Here is a 14,099-nt window from a genome sequence, read left to right on the forward strand (position 1 = left end):
CGCCGCGACCCTACTGACCGGCCGACTGGACCGCAACCGCGACTTCCAGCGATTCCGTGCCCTGCCCCTGCGCCAGCCCGCGGGCGACACCGCGGATCGGTGCCGCATCCTGCGCATCAAAGCCGCTGCCGATGCGGATGTAACGATCATCGGGACAACATTTGTTGGCGGCGTCAAAGCCGATCCAGCCCAGCCCCGGCACATGCAACTCGGCCCAGGCATGGGCGGCCTCATGCTCGTTGCCCTCGGCATCTGCGAACAGATAGCCCGAGACGTAACGTGCCGGTATTCCCCGCAGCCGCGCGCAGGTGATCAGCGCATGGGCATGGTCCTGACAGACCCCTTCGCCCAGGGCCAGCGCCTCGGCCGCAGTCGTATGCGCCTCGGTCGCGCCGGGGCGATAGGCGATGGCCGCCGCCACCTTGGCCGAAAGCGAATGCGCCAGCGTCAGGATCTCCTCGCCCTCGGCACTGTCGGCGAGTTGGAACAGCGCAGCACTCGGCTCCGTCGCGGCGGTGTCGCGCAGATAGGCCTCAGGCATGACGGTTTCCCGATGGCCGCGCAGCACGCCCGCAGTGTCCAGCGTCCGCACCACGCCCTTGACCGAGACGATGACCTCGCTGACCGGGCCGGCCACGGTCCAGCCGCGGATGCAATCCCCCGCACCGTCGCGGAACTGTGCGCCCGGAACCCCGCCAGAAACGGTGACCTCCCAGCTGTCCACTGTCTGCGACGCATTGTTGGCAGGCATCAGCCGGTGGCTTTGCACCAGCGACCGCACCGGCCGGTCATAGACATAGCGGGTGACGTGATCCACGCTCAGCAGCATCAGCGCATCTCCCCGCTGAGATAGACTTCATGGATGGCGCCGCCCAGTTCCGCCGCCTCTCCGATGAAGCGGGACAGATATTCGTGCAGGCCTTCCTCGAAAATCCGCTCGACCGTCTCGGCCTCCAGCGCGGCCAGCAGGGCGCGGGCGCGGTCCTGAAGTTCGGTCTCGCGGCCATAGGCCTTGGCCAGCCGCGACAGGTGGTTTTCGATCCCGGCCACGCAGGTCGTCAGCGACCGCGGGCATTGCCGGTTCAGGATCAGGAAATCCGCGATCTTGGCCGAGGTCACCTCGCCGCCATAGGCCCAGTGGAATGCCCGCTGCGCCCCCATGGCGCGCAGAAGCGTGGACCACTGATAATTGTCGAGGCCCGAGCCCACGAATTCCACCCGCGGCAACAGGACGTAGTATTTCACATCCATCAGCCGGGCGGTGTTGTCGGCACGCTCCAGATAATAGCCGATGTTCAGGAAGCTGTAGCCGTCATTGCGCAGCAGCGTGGCGTCGATGGCGCCGCGCACCATGGCGGTCTGCCGGGTCACCCAATCCACCAGTTCCGACAGTTCCAGCCGCGACCGCTCCTTCCGTTCCAGCACGCGCAATTCCTGAAACGCGGTGTTCAGCGCATCCCAGACCTGCGTGGTCAGCGCGGTGCGGACGATCCGGCCGTTTTCCCGCGCCGCGGTGATGCTGCTGGCCACGGACGAAGGGTTGTCGCGGTCGAAGAACAGCCAGCTTTCCAGATTGCGCTGCACCGGATCGCCGTATTTGCGCAGGAACCCTTCGGCCATGCCGCTGGCCTGCAACAGGCTGTCCCATTCGCTGCGGTAGCCATGGGCCGAGGGGATGAGGGAAATCCGGCTCCCCACTTCCAGAAGGCGCGCGGCGGTATCCGCACGCTCCATATAACGGGCGATCCAGTAAAGATTGTCTGCGGTCCGGCTCAGCATTTCCGTGTCACTCCGCCAGAACCCAGGTGTCCTTGACCCCGCCGCCCTGCGACGAGTTCACCACAAGGCTGCCCTCTTTCAGCGCAACCCGCGTCAGCCCGCCGGGGACCAGTTCGATCCGTTCCCCCACAAGGCAATAAGGCCGCAGGTCCACATGCCGCGGGGCCACGCCTTCATCCACGAAGGTCGGCACCGTGGACAGGGCCAGCGTCGGCTGCGCAATGTAATTTCCGGGGTTTTCCAGGATCTTGGCGCGGAACCGCTCCACCTCTTCCTTTGCGGCTTTGGGTCCCACCAGCATACCATATCCGCCCGAGCCATGGACCTCTTTCACCACCAGCTCCGGCAGCTTGTCGAGGACATATTTCAGATCGTCCATCTTGCCGCATTGCCAGGTGGGCACATTCTTCAGGATCGGCTCTTCCCCCAGATAGAAGCGCACCATTTCCGGCACATAGGTATAGATCGCCTTGTCATCGGCCACCCCTGCCCCCGGCGCCGAGCAGATCGACACCCCGCCCGAGCGGTAGATGTCCATCAGCCCCGGAACACCCAGCATGGAATCGGGGCGGAAGCACAAAGGATCAAGGAAGGCATCGTCGATCCGGCGGTAGATCACATCCACCCGCTTCGGCCCTTCGGTGGTCCGGGCGTAGACGAACTCACCATCGACAAACAGGTCCTGCCCCTCGACCAGCTCCACGCCCATCAGATCGGCCAGAAAGCTGTGTTCGTAATAGGCGCTGTTGAAATGGCCGGGCGTCAGAATGGCGATGGTCGGATCGCCCTTGCATTTGGCGGGCGCCACGCTGGCCAAGGTGCGGCGCAGGATTTCGGGGTAGCTGTCCACCGGCTCGATCCGGTTTTCGCGGAACAGCTCCGGGAACATCCGCATCATGATCTCGCGGTTTTCCAGCATGTAGCTGACACCCGAGGGCGTGCGGCAATTGTCCTCCAGCACGAAGAATTCATCCGGCCCGGTGCGGACAAGGTCGATCCCGACGATATGGGAGTAAACCCCTTTCGGCGGCACGAAGCCGACCACGGCCTTCTCATAGGCCTCGTTCTGATAGACCAGACGGCCCGGAATGCGGCCCGCGCGGACGATCTCGCCCCGGCCATAGACATCGACCAGAAAGGCGTTCAGCGCCCGCGCCCGCTGCTTGATGCCGCGTTCCAGCCGGGTCCATTCCGCATTGGAAAATACCCGCGGGAACATGTCGAACGGGATCAGCCGGTCGGGATCGCCGCCTTCGCCATAGACGGCGAAGGTGATGCCGATGCGGCGGAACAAGGCCTCGGCCTCGGCCTGCTTCAGGGTGCGCAATTCGACCGGCATCGACTGCACCCAGTCCTGCAGCCGGGCATAGGGCACGCGCACCCCGCCACCGGTTCCGTTCATTTCGTCGAAAAAGGCGCCCATGCCCCCGGCTCCCACTGGCACTCTGCTGGACCCATCCAATCGTGCATCCCGCAAAGGGTAAAGGGGAGGGTTACCGAAATCCCGGTTGGGCAGTGTCAAACTGCCTGATTTTTGCGCATTCACCCGAACCACCCTGCATTACCCCCGGTTGAACGCCCGATTCCGCCCAAAGTTTCATCCGACAGACGGGTTTTCCGGGGTCGCGCCCGGTCGCTCCGGGGGCCGCTGTCACCCGAGGAAAGGGACAGCCCGCCTTGCGATCCGCCCTCGCCCGTGACTAGGGTGTCGAAAGAACCAAGACAGGTGCCGCCATGACCCTTCCCCTTCCCCGCCCCCTGTTCGACGCCAATGCCGGCGGAAAGGGTCTGGGCGATCTGCCCGACTGGGACCTGACCGACCTCTATCCCACACCCGACGGCCCCGAGTTCACCGCAGACATGGATTGGCTGGAAAAGGCCTGCGCCGATTTCGCCACTGCCTATGAAGGCAAGCTGGCCACGCTGGATGCGGCAGCCCTGCTGGACTGCGTCCACGCCTATGAAAAGATCGACATCACCGCCGGGCGGCTGATGTCCTACGCGGGCCTGCGCTATTACCAGAACACCATGGACAGCGAACGCGCGAAGTTCATGGCCGATGCGCAGGATGCGGTGACCACCGCCACCACGCCGCTGGTGTTCTTCAGCCTTGAATTCAACCGGATCGAGGACGACCGCTATCAGGCGCTGATGGCCGCGAATGCCGATCTGGCCCGTTACAAGCCGGTCTTCGACCGGATGCGCGCGATGAAGCCGCACCAGCTTTCGGATGAGCTGGAGAAATTCCTGCATGACCAGTCGGTCGTCGGCGCCAGCGCCTGGAACAAGCTGTTTGATGAGACCACCGCCGGGCTGATGTTCACCGTCGCGGGCGAGGACGAGGAACTGAACCTCGAATCCACGCTGAACCTCCTGACCGACACAGACCGGACGAAGCGCGAGGCCGCCGCCCGTGCGCTGGCCGAGGTGTTTGACAAGAACATCAAGCTCTTCGCCCGCATCACCAATACGCTGGCCAAAGAGAAGGAGATCGAGGACCGCTGGCGCAAGATGCCCACGCCGCAGACCGCGCGCCACCTGTCCAACCATGTGGAGCCCGAAGTGGTGGAGGCGCTGCGCAATGCCGTGGTCGCCGCCTATCCCAAACTCTCGCACCGTTACTACCGGCTGAAGGCGAAATGGATGGGGCTGGACCGGCTGCAGGTCTGGGATCGCAACGCCCCCCTGCCGATCGAAAAGCCGAAGACCGTGGACTGGCCCACGGCGGAAAAAACCGTGATGGAGGCCTATGCCGCCTTCGCACCCGAAATGGCCGCGCTGGCCGAGCCGTTCTTCCGCAAGGGCTGGATCGACGCAGGCGTGAAGCCGGGCAAGGCACCGGGGGCCTTTGCGCATCCCACGGTGACGACGGTCCATCCCTATGTGATGCTGAACTATCTGGGCAAGCCGCGTGATGTGATGACCCTTGCGCATGAGCTGGGCCATGGCGTCCATCAGGTGCTGGCCGCGGGACAGGGTGAACTCCTGTCCTCCACCCCGCTCACTCTGGCCGAAACGGCATCGGTCTTCGGCGAGATGCTGACCTTCCGCAAACTTCTGGATGCGGCAAAGACGCCCTCCGAGAAGAAGACCCTCCTCGCCGGTAAGGTCGAGGACATGATCAACACCGTCGTGCGGCAAATCGCCTTCTACGATTTCGAATGCAAGCTGCACGCCGCCCGCGCCGAGGGCGAACTGACCCCGGACGACATCAACGCGATCTGGATGAGCGTTCAGGCCGAAAGCCTGGGCGATGCGTTCGACTTCATGGATGGGTATGAAACCTTCTGGGCCTATATCCCGCATTTCATCCACTCGCCCTTCTACGTCTATGCCTATGCCTTCGGCGACGGGCTGGTGAACGCGCTTTATGCCGCCTATGCCGATGGCCTGCCGGGCTTTCAGGACAAGTATTTCGACCTTCTGAAGGCAGGTGGATCAAAGCATCACAAGGAACTGCTGGCGCCCTTCGGCCTAGACCTCTCGGACCCCGCGTTCTGGGACAAGGGCCTCAGCATGATCGCGGGCTTCATCGACGAGCTGGAGGCGCTGGAGGTGTGACGCCCCGGTCGGGGCACCGGGGCATCGGGTTCACAACTAAAGCCCGCCGGAATCCCGAAAAAACACATTCCCGGATCAGGGTGCGGCCGTGCCCCCCCTGATCTGGTAAAACCTTATGCCGCGTTTCGTTGTCGCCCTGCCGCTGTCGTTTCTGACATTCTGGCGCTATCTGCTCATGACACCCCTGCTCGCGATCGCCGCCGTGCTTTGCACGGTATTGGCCTTTGTGCCCGTCCTTGGCCTGCTCCTTCCCGGTGCATGTGCCGCAGGCATGACGCTGATCGGACTGCGGTGTGCTTTGGTGGCGCGCGGGCATGCCGGAACGATCCTGTTCCCGGGCCTGCCGACCCTTGCGCTGATTTACAGTGTCATCGTGATCCTTGGGGGCATGGTCGCGGGGCTGGCCGAATATGCCATCATCGAGGGTCTGAGGATCGCGGGATTCGCGGTGAATGAGCCGGCCCTCAAGGCCGAATTCCTGCAGCTGTCGCCGACAGCGGGCGCCGTCCTGTTCCTGCTGATCCTGCCCAAGCTGATGCTGTCCAGCGTGCTGACCGTGCCCATGACCGCCGCTGCGGCACAGGGGGGCGGGGCACGGGGCATGCTCTTCGGGCTTGGCCAGGGGATGCTTGGCCTTTGCGTCCCGTTGCTGGTCTGGTTCCTGCTCTTGGGCGTCCTTGTGGGTTTCGGGGACCTTGGACGCGTCCTCAGGGTCGGGATCGAGAGTATCCGCAGCGGCCGCCTTGACGGGGCTCTGCTTGGCTACGGCCACACGCTGACCATCTTCGTTGCCCTGCTCTGGGCCTCAAGCTGGTTCTTCACCACCGCCGTCCTGTATTGGGAAAAGGCCGAAGAGCGGCAGGCCCGCAGGAAACCGGCCGCGACGCCGCGCACTTCGGCCGAGGATCTGCGCGCGTGGCGCGAGGCCATGGCACAGCGCAGTGCGCGTCAGGAATGACCGCTCAGATGTCTTCTGCCGCCCCGTAGGCCATATCCATCATCGCCTGCGTGCCGCGGCTGAATTCCAGCGGGACGGCATAGGGCACGCCGTCACGGATGGACCGCCCGAACGCCTCGACCTGCAGGCGATACTGGTTCACCGCCGAAAAGCGGTCTCGGATCACGCGGTTGCCCTGCACATGCAGTTCCGCCGCGGCCAGATCGTTCACGCCCGCATTGAAGCAGCCGCCCTCCAGCCGGACCATGCCCTTCGTGCCCTGCACCGTCACCACCTGCCGGTTATAGGCCCGCATCGAGGTGGTGGAGGCATAGGTGAAGGTCTCGCCCGCCCCTCGCATCGTGCCGAAGACATGGGCAAAGCTGTCGATCCCGTTGTCGCGCAGCAGCCGCGCCTCCAGCGCGACCGGCTCTGCCCCGGTGATGTAGCGGACGGAACCGAAGGTATAGACGCCAATGTCGCGCAGGCTGCCGCCGCCGGTTTCAGGCCGGTTGCGGATATTGCCGCCATCGGTCAGGCGAAAGCTGAAGGCGGCATCGGCATGGACGACCTCGCCGATCTCCCCGCCCATGACCCACTCCCGCGCGCGCTGCCATTGCGGGTGGTGCAGGATCATGAAGGCCTCAGCCGCGAGGCAGCCGCTGGCATCGCGCGCAGCAATGATCCGGTCGATTTCCGCGGCCTGGAGGGCAATGGGCTTTTCGGTCAACACCGGCTTACCCGCCGCCAGCGCCTTCAGCGTCCAGTCCACATGCAGGTGATTGGGCAGCGGGACATAGACCGCATCAATGGCCGGATCGGCCAGCAGCGCCTCATAGCTGTCATGGACCCGCAGCGACGGACAGAAGGCGCGGAAAGGCGCGGCCTTGTCGGGGGAAGATGTCGCCAGCGCCGCGAATTCCGCCCATTCGGCAGCATGAATCGCCGGCGCCATATGCTTCAGCGCGAAATTTGCGGCCCCCAGAATGCCCCAACGGATGGTTTTCATCCCCGTCTCCCCCTGTTCCCGGGGCGAGGCTAAGCCGCGCCTCGGCGGCGGGCAAGCCTGTCAGAGCGGCTTCGGCGTTTCCGGCCGGACCGGGCTGACCAAAGCCCAGACCAGCGCGGCCAGATAGCCGAGCGAGAAGAGGAGCAGCGTGACCCAAGGATAGGTGATGACCGCCGCCACCCCCGCCACCCCCGCGACCAGCACGAAGGGCACATAAGAGGCCGGCACCCGCACCCGTTTCAGGCTGGGCGTGCGCAGCCGGCTGATCATCAGCGCACCCACGCCCACCATCCACAACGCCACCAGTTCTTCGGGCATACGCAGCCCGGTAACATTGGCCAGATAGACCGGCAGCAGCGCCAGCATTGCCCCCGCGGGCGAGGGAACGCCCACGAAAGTGGTCTTCTCGGTCGGGTCCGCCTTGCGTGAGCCCACGTTGAACCGCGCCAGCCGCAGCATGCAGCAGACCGCATAGATCAGCACGGCGATCCAGCCGAAGGCCACCTCGCCCCGCAGGCCCCAGAGATAGAGGACAAAGGCCGGAACAACGCCGAAATTCACGAAATCGCACAGCGAATCCAGCTCTGCCCCGATGGCGCTTTCGCTTTGCAGCATCCGCGCCAACCGCCCGTCCAGCCCGTCCAGAAAAGCGGCAGCGGCGATCAGCAGCACCGCGGTGCCGATATTGCCATCCACGGCAAAGCGCACCGCCGTCAGACCGGCGCAGAGCGCGAGAATGGAAATCAGATTGGGCAAAAGCCGCAGCAGAAGAAGCTGGCGCTCCGGCTCGGCCGGGGGCGAGGGGGGAAGATCGTCCTGAAACTCCGGGTCCATCCGCGCCTCCGCCTCTCTCACTCCATCCGCGCGGCGCGGGCGGGTGCCTCCTGCCCGACCAGCGCGATCACCGTCTCACCCGCCACCGCAGTCTGCCCCACGGCGACCTGCGGCTCCACCCCGTCGGGCAGATAGATGTCCAGCCGCGACCCGAAGCGGATCAGGCCGAACCTTTCGCCGGTGCGCAGGCTTTGACCGGGCTTGGTCCAGCAGACGATACGCCGCGCCACAAGGCCCGCGATCTGCACAACGGCGATCTGGCGGCCATCGTCCATCTGGATCGCCAGGGCGTTGCGTTCGTTATCCTCGGAGGCCTTGTCCAGCGAGGCGTTCAGGAATTTGCCCGGGCGATAGGCCACGGCGGTGACCTTGCCCGCAATCGGCGCGCGGTTCACATGGCAGTTGAACACTGACATGAAGACAGACACCCGCATCATCGGCGCCGGACCAAGGCCCAGCTCCACCGGCGGCACCGCGGGCACGATCATGCTGACGATGCCGTCCGCCGGGCTGACCATCAGCCCGCGGTTTTCCGGCACCGCCCGTTTCGGGTCGCGGAAGAAATAATAGCACCAGACCGTCAGCCCGGTGCCGATCCAGCCCAACGGCTCCCAGATCAGGAACAGGACAACCGTCACCGCCGCAAAGATCGCCACGAAGGGGATCCCCTCGCGGTGCATCGGTTTCAGGAAAGTGTCGGTCATCTTCATCGGGCGCCCCTGCCTTGCCGCCGTATTCTTGCCGCCGTTTCCCTATCGTCCCCGCCCCCGCGGGGCAATGGCAAAGCCGCCCGGCAAGGCGGGCGAAAGCACCGGGCAACGGCTCTGCCCGCTCCGGCACCGTGTTGGTTCCGGAACGGGCAGGATCAGATCAGGCCGGAATGGCCATGCCCTTGCCGCGGGCAAGTTCGCGCATCCGCGACTGCAGCTTTTCAAACGCCCGCACCTCGATCTGGCGGATGCGTTCACGGCTGACGCCATAGCTCTCGGACAGTTCCTCCAGCGTCACCGGCTCATCGGCCAGACGGCGCTGCATCAGGATATCCTTCTCGCGGTCGTTCAGCACCGACATGGCCTGCGCCAGCAGCTGGCGGCGGGTGTCCAGCTCGTCCCGGGCCTCATAATCCGCGGCCTGATCGCTGTCCTCATCCTCCAGCCAGTCCTGCCACTGGGTCGCGCCATCGCCGTCCGAACCGATCTGGGCATTCAGCGAGGCATCGCCCCCCGAAAGCCGGCGGTTCATCTCGACCACCTCGCCTTCGGTCACCGAAAGATCCTTGGCGATCTGGGCCACATTCTCGGGCCGCAAATCCCCTTCTTCCAGCGCGCCGACCTTGGCCTTGGCCTTGCGCAGGTTGAAGAACAGCTTCTTCTGGGCCGATGTCGTGCCGAGTTTCACAAGGCTCCACGACCGCAGGATATATTCCTGAATGGCCGCGCGGATCCACCACATCGCATAGGTCGCAAGGCGAAAGCCCTTTTCGGGATCGAACCGCTTCACGGCCTGCATCAGGCCGACGTTCGCCTCGGAAATCACCTCGGCCTGCGGCAGACCATAGCCGCGGTAGCCCATGGCAATCTTGGCCGCCAGCCGCAGGTGGCTGGTCACAAGGCGATGCGCGGCCTGCGGGTCCTGATGATCGGCCCAGCGTTTGGCCAGCATGTATTCTTCTTCCGGTTCCAGAAGCGGAAACTTGCGGATTTCCTGAAGATACCGGTTCAGCCCTTGTTCCGGGCTGGGTGCGGGAAGGTTCTGGTAGGTGCTCATTCTCTGCCCCCTGTCTGCCCCCGGTGCCATCAGCCCCCGGGGGGATCGCGTTACATATGGTGCGCTCAACCTCTTTCAAGGGTGTTACCGCCACCACGCTAACGCAAAATGGGGGTCCGGGCTCCGTTCGCGAAGGAATGTGACGGTTCCCTCACGCGAAAATGAGCCCGGCGTGAGGGGTCAGATCGCCACCCTTTCGCCCAGTTCGACCACACGGTCGCGCGGCAGGTGATAAAAATCCGTCGGATCGGCCGAGAACCGGGCCAGCGCCACATAGACCTTGTCCATCAGCAGGCCAAGGCCGCCGCCCGTGGCCACCGGACGCCGCCGCCCCAGAAAGAAGGTCGAGGTCATGACATCGAACTTCAGCCCCGCGCGCCGCGCATGCGCCATCGCGCGCGATACATTCGGCGTCTCCATGAAACCGAAGCGCAGCGTCAGCCGGATGAAAGCGCCGTCCAGAACCTGAACCTCGGCCCGCTCTTCGGCGGTCGCATAGGGCACCCGCAGCGTCTCGACGGTGAGGAACACGGTATGTTCATGCAACACACGGTTATGCTTCAGATTGTGCAGCAGGGCCGAAGGCACCACCCCCGGGTCCGGCGTCAGGAAAAAGGCCGTGCCGGGCACCTTGTGGGCAGAGCTGTTGCGCATGGCCCGGACAAAGCTGTCGACCGAGACGGCGGCTTTGGCCGCGCGGCTGGCCACGGCCTGCGTGCCCCGCCACCAGGCCCACATCAGAAAGCCGATGATCGCCGCGGTCAGCAAGGGCACATAGCCGCCGTCCGCCACCTTGGTCAGGTTCGAAGAGAGGAACACCAGTTCGATCAGCGCAATCGGCATCACCAGCGCCACGGCGGCCGCATGCGGGACATGCAGGACATGGATCAGATAAAGCGTGCCCAGAATCGTGGTCAGGATCATCGTTCCGGTCACCGCGATGCCATAGGCCGAGGCCAGCGCCCCCGAAGACTGGAACGCGAAGACCAGCCAGAGCACGCCGCCCAGCAAGAGCCAGTTCACCGCACCGATGTAGATCTGCCCGCTTTGCCCCTCGGCCGTGTGGCGGATGCGCAGCCGCGGCAGAAAGCCCAGCTGGATCCCGCCCCGCGCCATGGAAAACGCGCCCGAGATCACCGCCTGCGCGGCAATCACCGTGGCCACCGTGGCCAGCGCCACCAGAACCGGCAGCAAAGGCTCGGGCGCCATGCCGAAAAAGCTGTTATGGGCCATATGCGGATCGGCCAGCACCAGTGCGCCCTGCCCCATGTAGTTCAGCACCAGCGCCGGCAGCACCAGCGCGAACCATGCTGCGGCGATGGGGCGGCGGCCAAAGTGGCCAAGGTCGGCATAAAGCGCCTCGCCCCCGGTCACCGCCAGAAAGACGGCCCCGAGGACGGCGAAGGCCACGGCGGTATGCTGGGTCAGGAAAGTGATGGCCCAGACCGGATTGACCGCGGCCAGAACACCCGGATTTTCGGCCATATGCCAAAGGCCAAGCCCAGCCAGCGACAGGAACCAGACCACTGTGACCGGGCCGAACAGCCGTGCCACCCGTGCGGTGCCCTGCCGCTGCACGGCAAACAACCCCAGCAGGATGCCCACCGTCAGCGGCAGCACCCAGTCCTCCATCGCGGGGACGACCAGTTCCGCCCCCTCGACCGCAGACAGGACCGAGATCGCGGGCGTGATCGCCGCATCGCCGAAGAACAACGCCGCGCCGCCGATGGCCAGCATCAGCACCGGCACCGACCGCCGCCCAAGGGCCAGCCGGACCAGCGTGTAAAGCGACAGGATCCCGCCCTCGCCCCGGTTATCGGCCCGCAGAAGGACGAAGACATATTTGACGGTGACGATCAGGATCAGCGTCCAGACCAGCAGGGACAGGATGCCCAGAACCTCGGCCCGGCCCGGCTCCCCTCCGGTGGCACGCAACGCCTCGCGGAAGGCATAAATGGGTGAGGTGCCGATGTCGCCATAAACGACCCCCACGGCCCCCACGGACAAGGCCAGAAAGCCCTGACGCCGTGTGGCGTCCTGGTGAATATCGTCATCTGCGGCCTCTTCCCGCAGATAGTCAGCAATATCGAGCGCGCCTTCGTCATAAGGCGGCAGGCGCAATTGGTCCGCAGCGCGGACGGGATCGTGGATCATGGCAGTGATCGCTATGGGAATAGGGTGTAGAACAACCCGGGCCGCCGCGGCAGCGCAGTTCGGGTCAGACGAAGGCACCCTCGCGGGGGCGCAGACTCTCCGGTTCCATCCCGGCTCGAGGGCCGGTCGGAACAGAGGATACGCCCGTCACATCTGCGTGACAAGATATTTCCGCGCCGCAGCATCCGCCGGGACGGAACGTTACTCTGCGCAGGGCCAGGCGGCCTCCGGGCCGATGGCGGGATGACGCAACTCTGCCCCCGGCGCGATACCCAGTTTTGCAGCCAGCCCGCCGTTGATTTCCAGAACGAAGCGCACCCCGTCCCCGCCGTCGATGGGCGTGCGGTCCAGCGGCACGGCATTCGCATGAACCCTGGTCACCCGCCCCGCCTCGTCGGCAAAGATCATGTCCAGCGGAATCAGCGTGTTTTCCATCCAGAAGGACGCACGACGCGGCGTTTCATAGACGAAAAGCATACCGGTATCGGCGGCCATCGTCTCGCGAAACATCAGCCCGCGGGCGCGTTCCTCGGTGCTTTCGGCCACCTCTACGGCGAAACTCTGCTGACCGAAGGGGCCGCGCAGATCGACCCGCGCCTCAGAACAGGCGCCGGCCGCAAAAAGGAACTGCGGCAGGGCACACAGCACAAGGGTCAGGGTCCCCACCCGCCCGATGCTCCGCTTTCCCCGCCGCAGGCTCATTCGTTCGTGCGCGCCTTAAGCGCGCTTTCCCAGCTCAGGACCTGCACAGCCATGCGGCCGCGCCGTCCGTCCACCACCTTCAGCGCCACCGCCTCGCCCGAGGCGAGATCGGCGAAGCCGGACACACGCAGAACCTCGACGTGGATGAACACGTCTTCGGGGCGTGTGAAGACATTGGCAAAGCCAAAGCCCTTGGCCTTGTCGAACCATTTGACCCGTGCAGGTTCCATCACCAGCAACCGGAGCTCATCCGGTGTCAGCGTTCCCGCTTCTTCTCCAAGCGGAACCACCACACCTTCCGGCGGGTCGATCCGCAAAACCTCGGTCGCCTGAACGCCGCGCGGCGTGGTCTGAACCCGAACCTCTATGCCTGCACCATCTGCGACGGAGCTTTGCCCGAAATTACGCAAGACGTTGGCATGCAACAGGATATCGGCATTGGAATCTTCACTGACGATGAAGCCAAAGCCCTTGGCCGGATCAAACCACTTCACCCGGCCCTGCAACACCTGCACGGCCTTATCTTCTTCAGTCATCTCAAGAGCTATCTCCCCAGATTAAGCCCCGCCAAGTTGATGGGGCTTTCCGGGGGCCGGGTTCAAGAGGAAATCGCACCCGGGCGAAAGAATAGTTTACCGCTCAACCTTAATCATGGGTTCAGACGTTGAATCTGCCAGCCTGTGCTGACATCGGGCCGGGTCCAGCGGAAACGGTCATGCAACCGAAAGGCGCCATCCGCCCAGAATTCGACCTCGGACGGAACGATCCGGAACCCGCCCCAGAACGGCGGACGGCGGGGAATCGGCCCCTGTTTCAGCGTGACCTTCGCCACTTCGGCCATCAGCGCCTCACGCGAAGACAGCGGCTGCGACTGCCGGCTGGCCCAGGCGCCTAGACGCGAGGTCAGGCTGCGGCTGTTGTAATAGGCATCGGCCTGCGGCCCCTCTTCCCGGGTGACGGTGCCCCGGACGCGGATCTGCCGGCGCAGGGATTTCCAGTGCATGACGAAGGCGGCCTTGCCCGAGGCGGCAAGCTCCTGCCCCTTCGCGCTGGTGTAATTGGTATAGAAGACAAAGGCGCCGCCGCCCGGCCCCGCCGTCTCGATCTCTTTCAGCAGAACCATCCGCACATTGGGCAGGCCATCGGCATCGGTGGTGGCCAGCGCGATGGCATTGGGGTCGTTCGGCTCGGTCCCTTCGGCCTCGGCCAGCCAGCGCTGCGCGATGGTAAAGGGGTCGTCCCCCGCGAAAAGCCCCGTTCTGTCCACTTTCCCGTCCTCCCGGCGCGTGGCGCTGCCCTTGCGGCAGTCCTGCTTTGCGCCTACACGTCAACCTCAACGTGCCGTAAGGGTGGGCG

11 protein-coding genes and 2 pseudogenes are annotated in these 14,099 nt (G+C 64.8%); 2 read left to right on the plus strand and 11 right to left on the minus strand.

Annotated elements, in window-relative coordinates:
- Nucleotides 1-10: 10 nt before the first annotated feature.
- Genes ACO2Q5_RS13080 through ACO2Q5_RS13090 form a run of 3 tightly spaced genes read right to left on the minus strand, consistent with a single transcriptional unit; the run spans nucleotide 11 to nucleotide 3,202 of the window.
- On the minus strand, nucleotides 11-829 hold the full coding sequence (locus ACO2Q5_RS13080; RefSeq protein ID WP_423291706.1) for a transglutaminase family protein: 819 nt from the start codon (nucleotides 827-829) through the stop codon (nucleotides 11-13).
- On the minus strand, nucleotides 829-1,779 hold the full coding sequence (locus tag ACO2Q5_RS13085; RefSeq protein WP_423291708.1) for an alpha-E domain-containing protein: 951 nt from the start codon (nucleotides 1,777-1,779) through the stop codon (nucleotides 829-831). The genes ACO2Q5_RS13080 and ACO2Q5_RS13085 overlap by 1 nt, the downstream gene beginning before the upstream one ends.
- Nucleotides 1,780-1,786: 7 nt before the next feature.
- Nucleotides 1,787-3,202 (minus strand): circularly permuted type 2 ATP-grasp protein, encoded by a 1,416-nt coding sequence (locus ACO2Q5_RS13090; RefSeq protein ID WP_423291710.1) that lies wholly within the window; start codon nucleotides 3,200-3,202, stop codon nucleotides 1,787-1,789.
- Nucleotides 3,203-3,513: 311 nt separating this feature from the next.
- Here ACO2Q5_RS13090 and ACO2Q5_RS13095 point away from each other — a divergent pair, with 311 nt between their 5' ends.
- A complete protein-coding gene (locus ACO2Q5_RS13095) occupies nucleotides 3,514-5,340 on the plus strand; it encodes a M3 family oligoendopeptidase (RefSeq protein WP_423291712.1) in 1,827 nt (608 codons plus the stop codon).
- 115 nt (nucleotides 5,341-5,455) lie between these two features.
- Nucleotides 5,456-6,298, plus strand: coding sequence for a hypothetical protein (locus tag ACO2Q5_RS13100; RefSeq protein WP_423291714.1), 843 nt, complete (start codon nucleotides 5,456-5,458; stop codon nucleotides 6,296-6,298).
- Between the two features lie 4 nt (nucleotides 6,299-6,302).
- Here the strand turns inward: ACO2Q5_RS13100 and ACO2Q5_RS13105 are convergent, their stop codons facing one another.
- The 8 genes and pseudogenes from ACO2Q5_RS13105 to pdxH all read right to left on the minus strand — a co-directional run.
- Nucleotides 6,303-7,286: a Gfo/Idh/MocA family protein gene (locus ACO2Q5_RS13105; RefSeq protein ID WP_423291716.1), complete on the minus strand. Its 984-nt coding sequence runs from the start codon at nucleotides 7,284-7,286 to the stop codon at nucleotides 6,303-6,305.
- Between the two features lie 60 nt (nucleotides 7,287-7,346).
- Nucleotides 7,347-8,120 carry a CDP-diacylglycerol--serine O-phosphatidyltransferase gene (pssA, locus tag ACO2Q5_RS13110; RefSeq protein ID WP_423291718.1) on the minus strand — a complete coding sequence of 258 codons (774 nt, stop codon included), beginning with the start codon at nucleotides 8,118-8,120 and terminating at the stop codon, nucleotides 7,347-7,349.
- 17 nt (nucleotides 8,121-8,137) lie between these two features.
- A pseudogene (locus ACO2Q5_RS13115) lies at nucleotides 8,138-8,833 on the minus strand (phosphatidylserine decarboxylase); the annotation flags it as partial.
- 157 nt (nucleotides 8,834-8,990) lie between these two features.
- A complete protein-coding gene (gene rpoH, locus ACO2Q5_RS13120; protein WP_423291720.1) occupies nucleotides 8,991-9,887 on the minus strand; it encodes an RNA polymerase sigma factor RpoH in 897 nt (298 codons plus the stop codon).
- A gap of 180 nt (nucleotides 9,888-10,067) precedes the next feature.
- Nucleotides 10,068-12,041, minus strand: a complete 1,974-nt coding sequence (locus ACO2Q5_RS13125) for a potassium transporter Kup (RefSeq protein ID WP_423291722.1) — start codon at nucleotides 12,039-12,041, stop codon at nucleotides 10,068-10,070.
- Between the two features lie 201 nt (nucleotides 12,042-12,242).
- The gene (locus ACO2Q5_RS13130) at nucleotides 12,243-12,743 is read right to left on the minus strand and encodes a DUF192 domain-containing protein (protein WP_423291724.1); all 501 of its coding nucleotides are present in this window, start codon (nucleotides 12,741-12,743) and stop codon (nucleotides 12,243-12,245) included.
- Nucleotides 12,740-13,279, minus strand: coding sequence for a cold-shock protein (locus tag ACO2Q5_RS13135; protein WP_423291726.1), 540 nt, complete (start codon nucleotides 13,277-13,279; stop codon nucleotides 12,740-12,742). Before ACO2Q5_RS13135 ends, ACO2Q5_RS13130 begins: the two co-directional genes overlap by 4 nt.
- 113 nt (nucleotides 13,280-13,392) lie before the next feature.
- Nucleotides 13,393-14,013, minus strand: a pseudogene (gene pdxH / locus ACO2Q5_RS13140) (pyridoxamine 5'-phosphate oxidase); the annotation flags it as partial.
- Between the last annotated feature and the right edge of the window lie 86 nt (nucleotides 14,014-14,099).

Origin of the sequence: Neotabrizicola sp. VNH66 (genome assembly GCF_049445895.1) — a bacterium.
GTDB lineage: Bacteria > Pseudomonadota > Alphaproteobacteria > Rhodobacterales > Rhodobacteraceae > Pseudogemmobacter.

Coding starts and splice junctions, on each gene's coding strand:
- ACO2Q5_RS13080 (WP_423291706.1), bottom strand. CDS start 829: ATGCTGCTGAGCGTGGATCACGTCACCCGCTATGTCTATGACCGGCCG.
- ACO2Q5_RS13085 (WP_423291708.1), bottom strand. CDS start 1,779: ATGCTGAGCCGGACCGCAGACAATCTTTACTGGATCGCCCGTTATATG.
- ACO2Q5_RS13090 (WP_423291710.1), bottom strand. CDS start 3,202: ATGGGCGCCTTTTTCGACGAAATGAACGGAACCGGTGGCGGGGTGCGC.
- ACO2Q5_RS13095 (WP_423291712.1), top strand. CDS start 3,514: ATGACCCTTCCCCTTCCCCGCCCCCTGTTCGACGCCAATGCCGGCGGA.
- ACO2Q5_RS13100 (WP_423291714.1), top strand. CDS start 5,456: ATGCCGCGTTTCGTTGTCGCCCTGCCGCTGTCGTTTCTGACATTCTGG.
- ACO2Q5_RS13105 (WP_423291716.1), bottom strand. CDS start 7,286: ATGAAAACCATCCGTTGGGGCATTCTGGGGGCCGCAAATTTCGCGCTG.
- pssA (WP_423291718.1), bottom strand. CDS start 8,120: ATGGACCCGGAGTTTCAGGACGATCTTCCCCCCTCGCCCCCGGCCGAG.
- rpoH (WP_423291720.1), bottom strand. CDS start 9,887: ATGAGCACCTACCAGAACCTTCCCGCACCCAGCCCGGAACAAGGGCTG.
- ACO2Q5_RS13125 (WP_423291722.1), bottom strand. CDS start 12,041: ATGATCCACGATCCCGTCCGCGCTGCGGACCAATTGCGCCTGCCGCCT.
- ACO2Q5_RS13130 (WP_423291724.1), bottom strand. CDS start 12,743: ATGAGCCTGCGGCGGGGAAAGCGGAGCATCGGGCGGGTGGGGACCCTG.
- ACO2Q5_RS13135 (WP_423291726.1), bottom strand. CDS start 13,279: ATGACTGAAGAAGATAAGGCCGTGCAGGTGTTGCAGGGCCGGGTGAAG.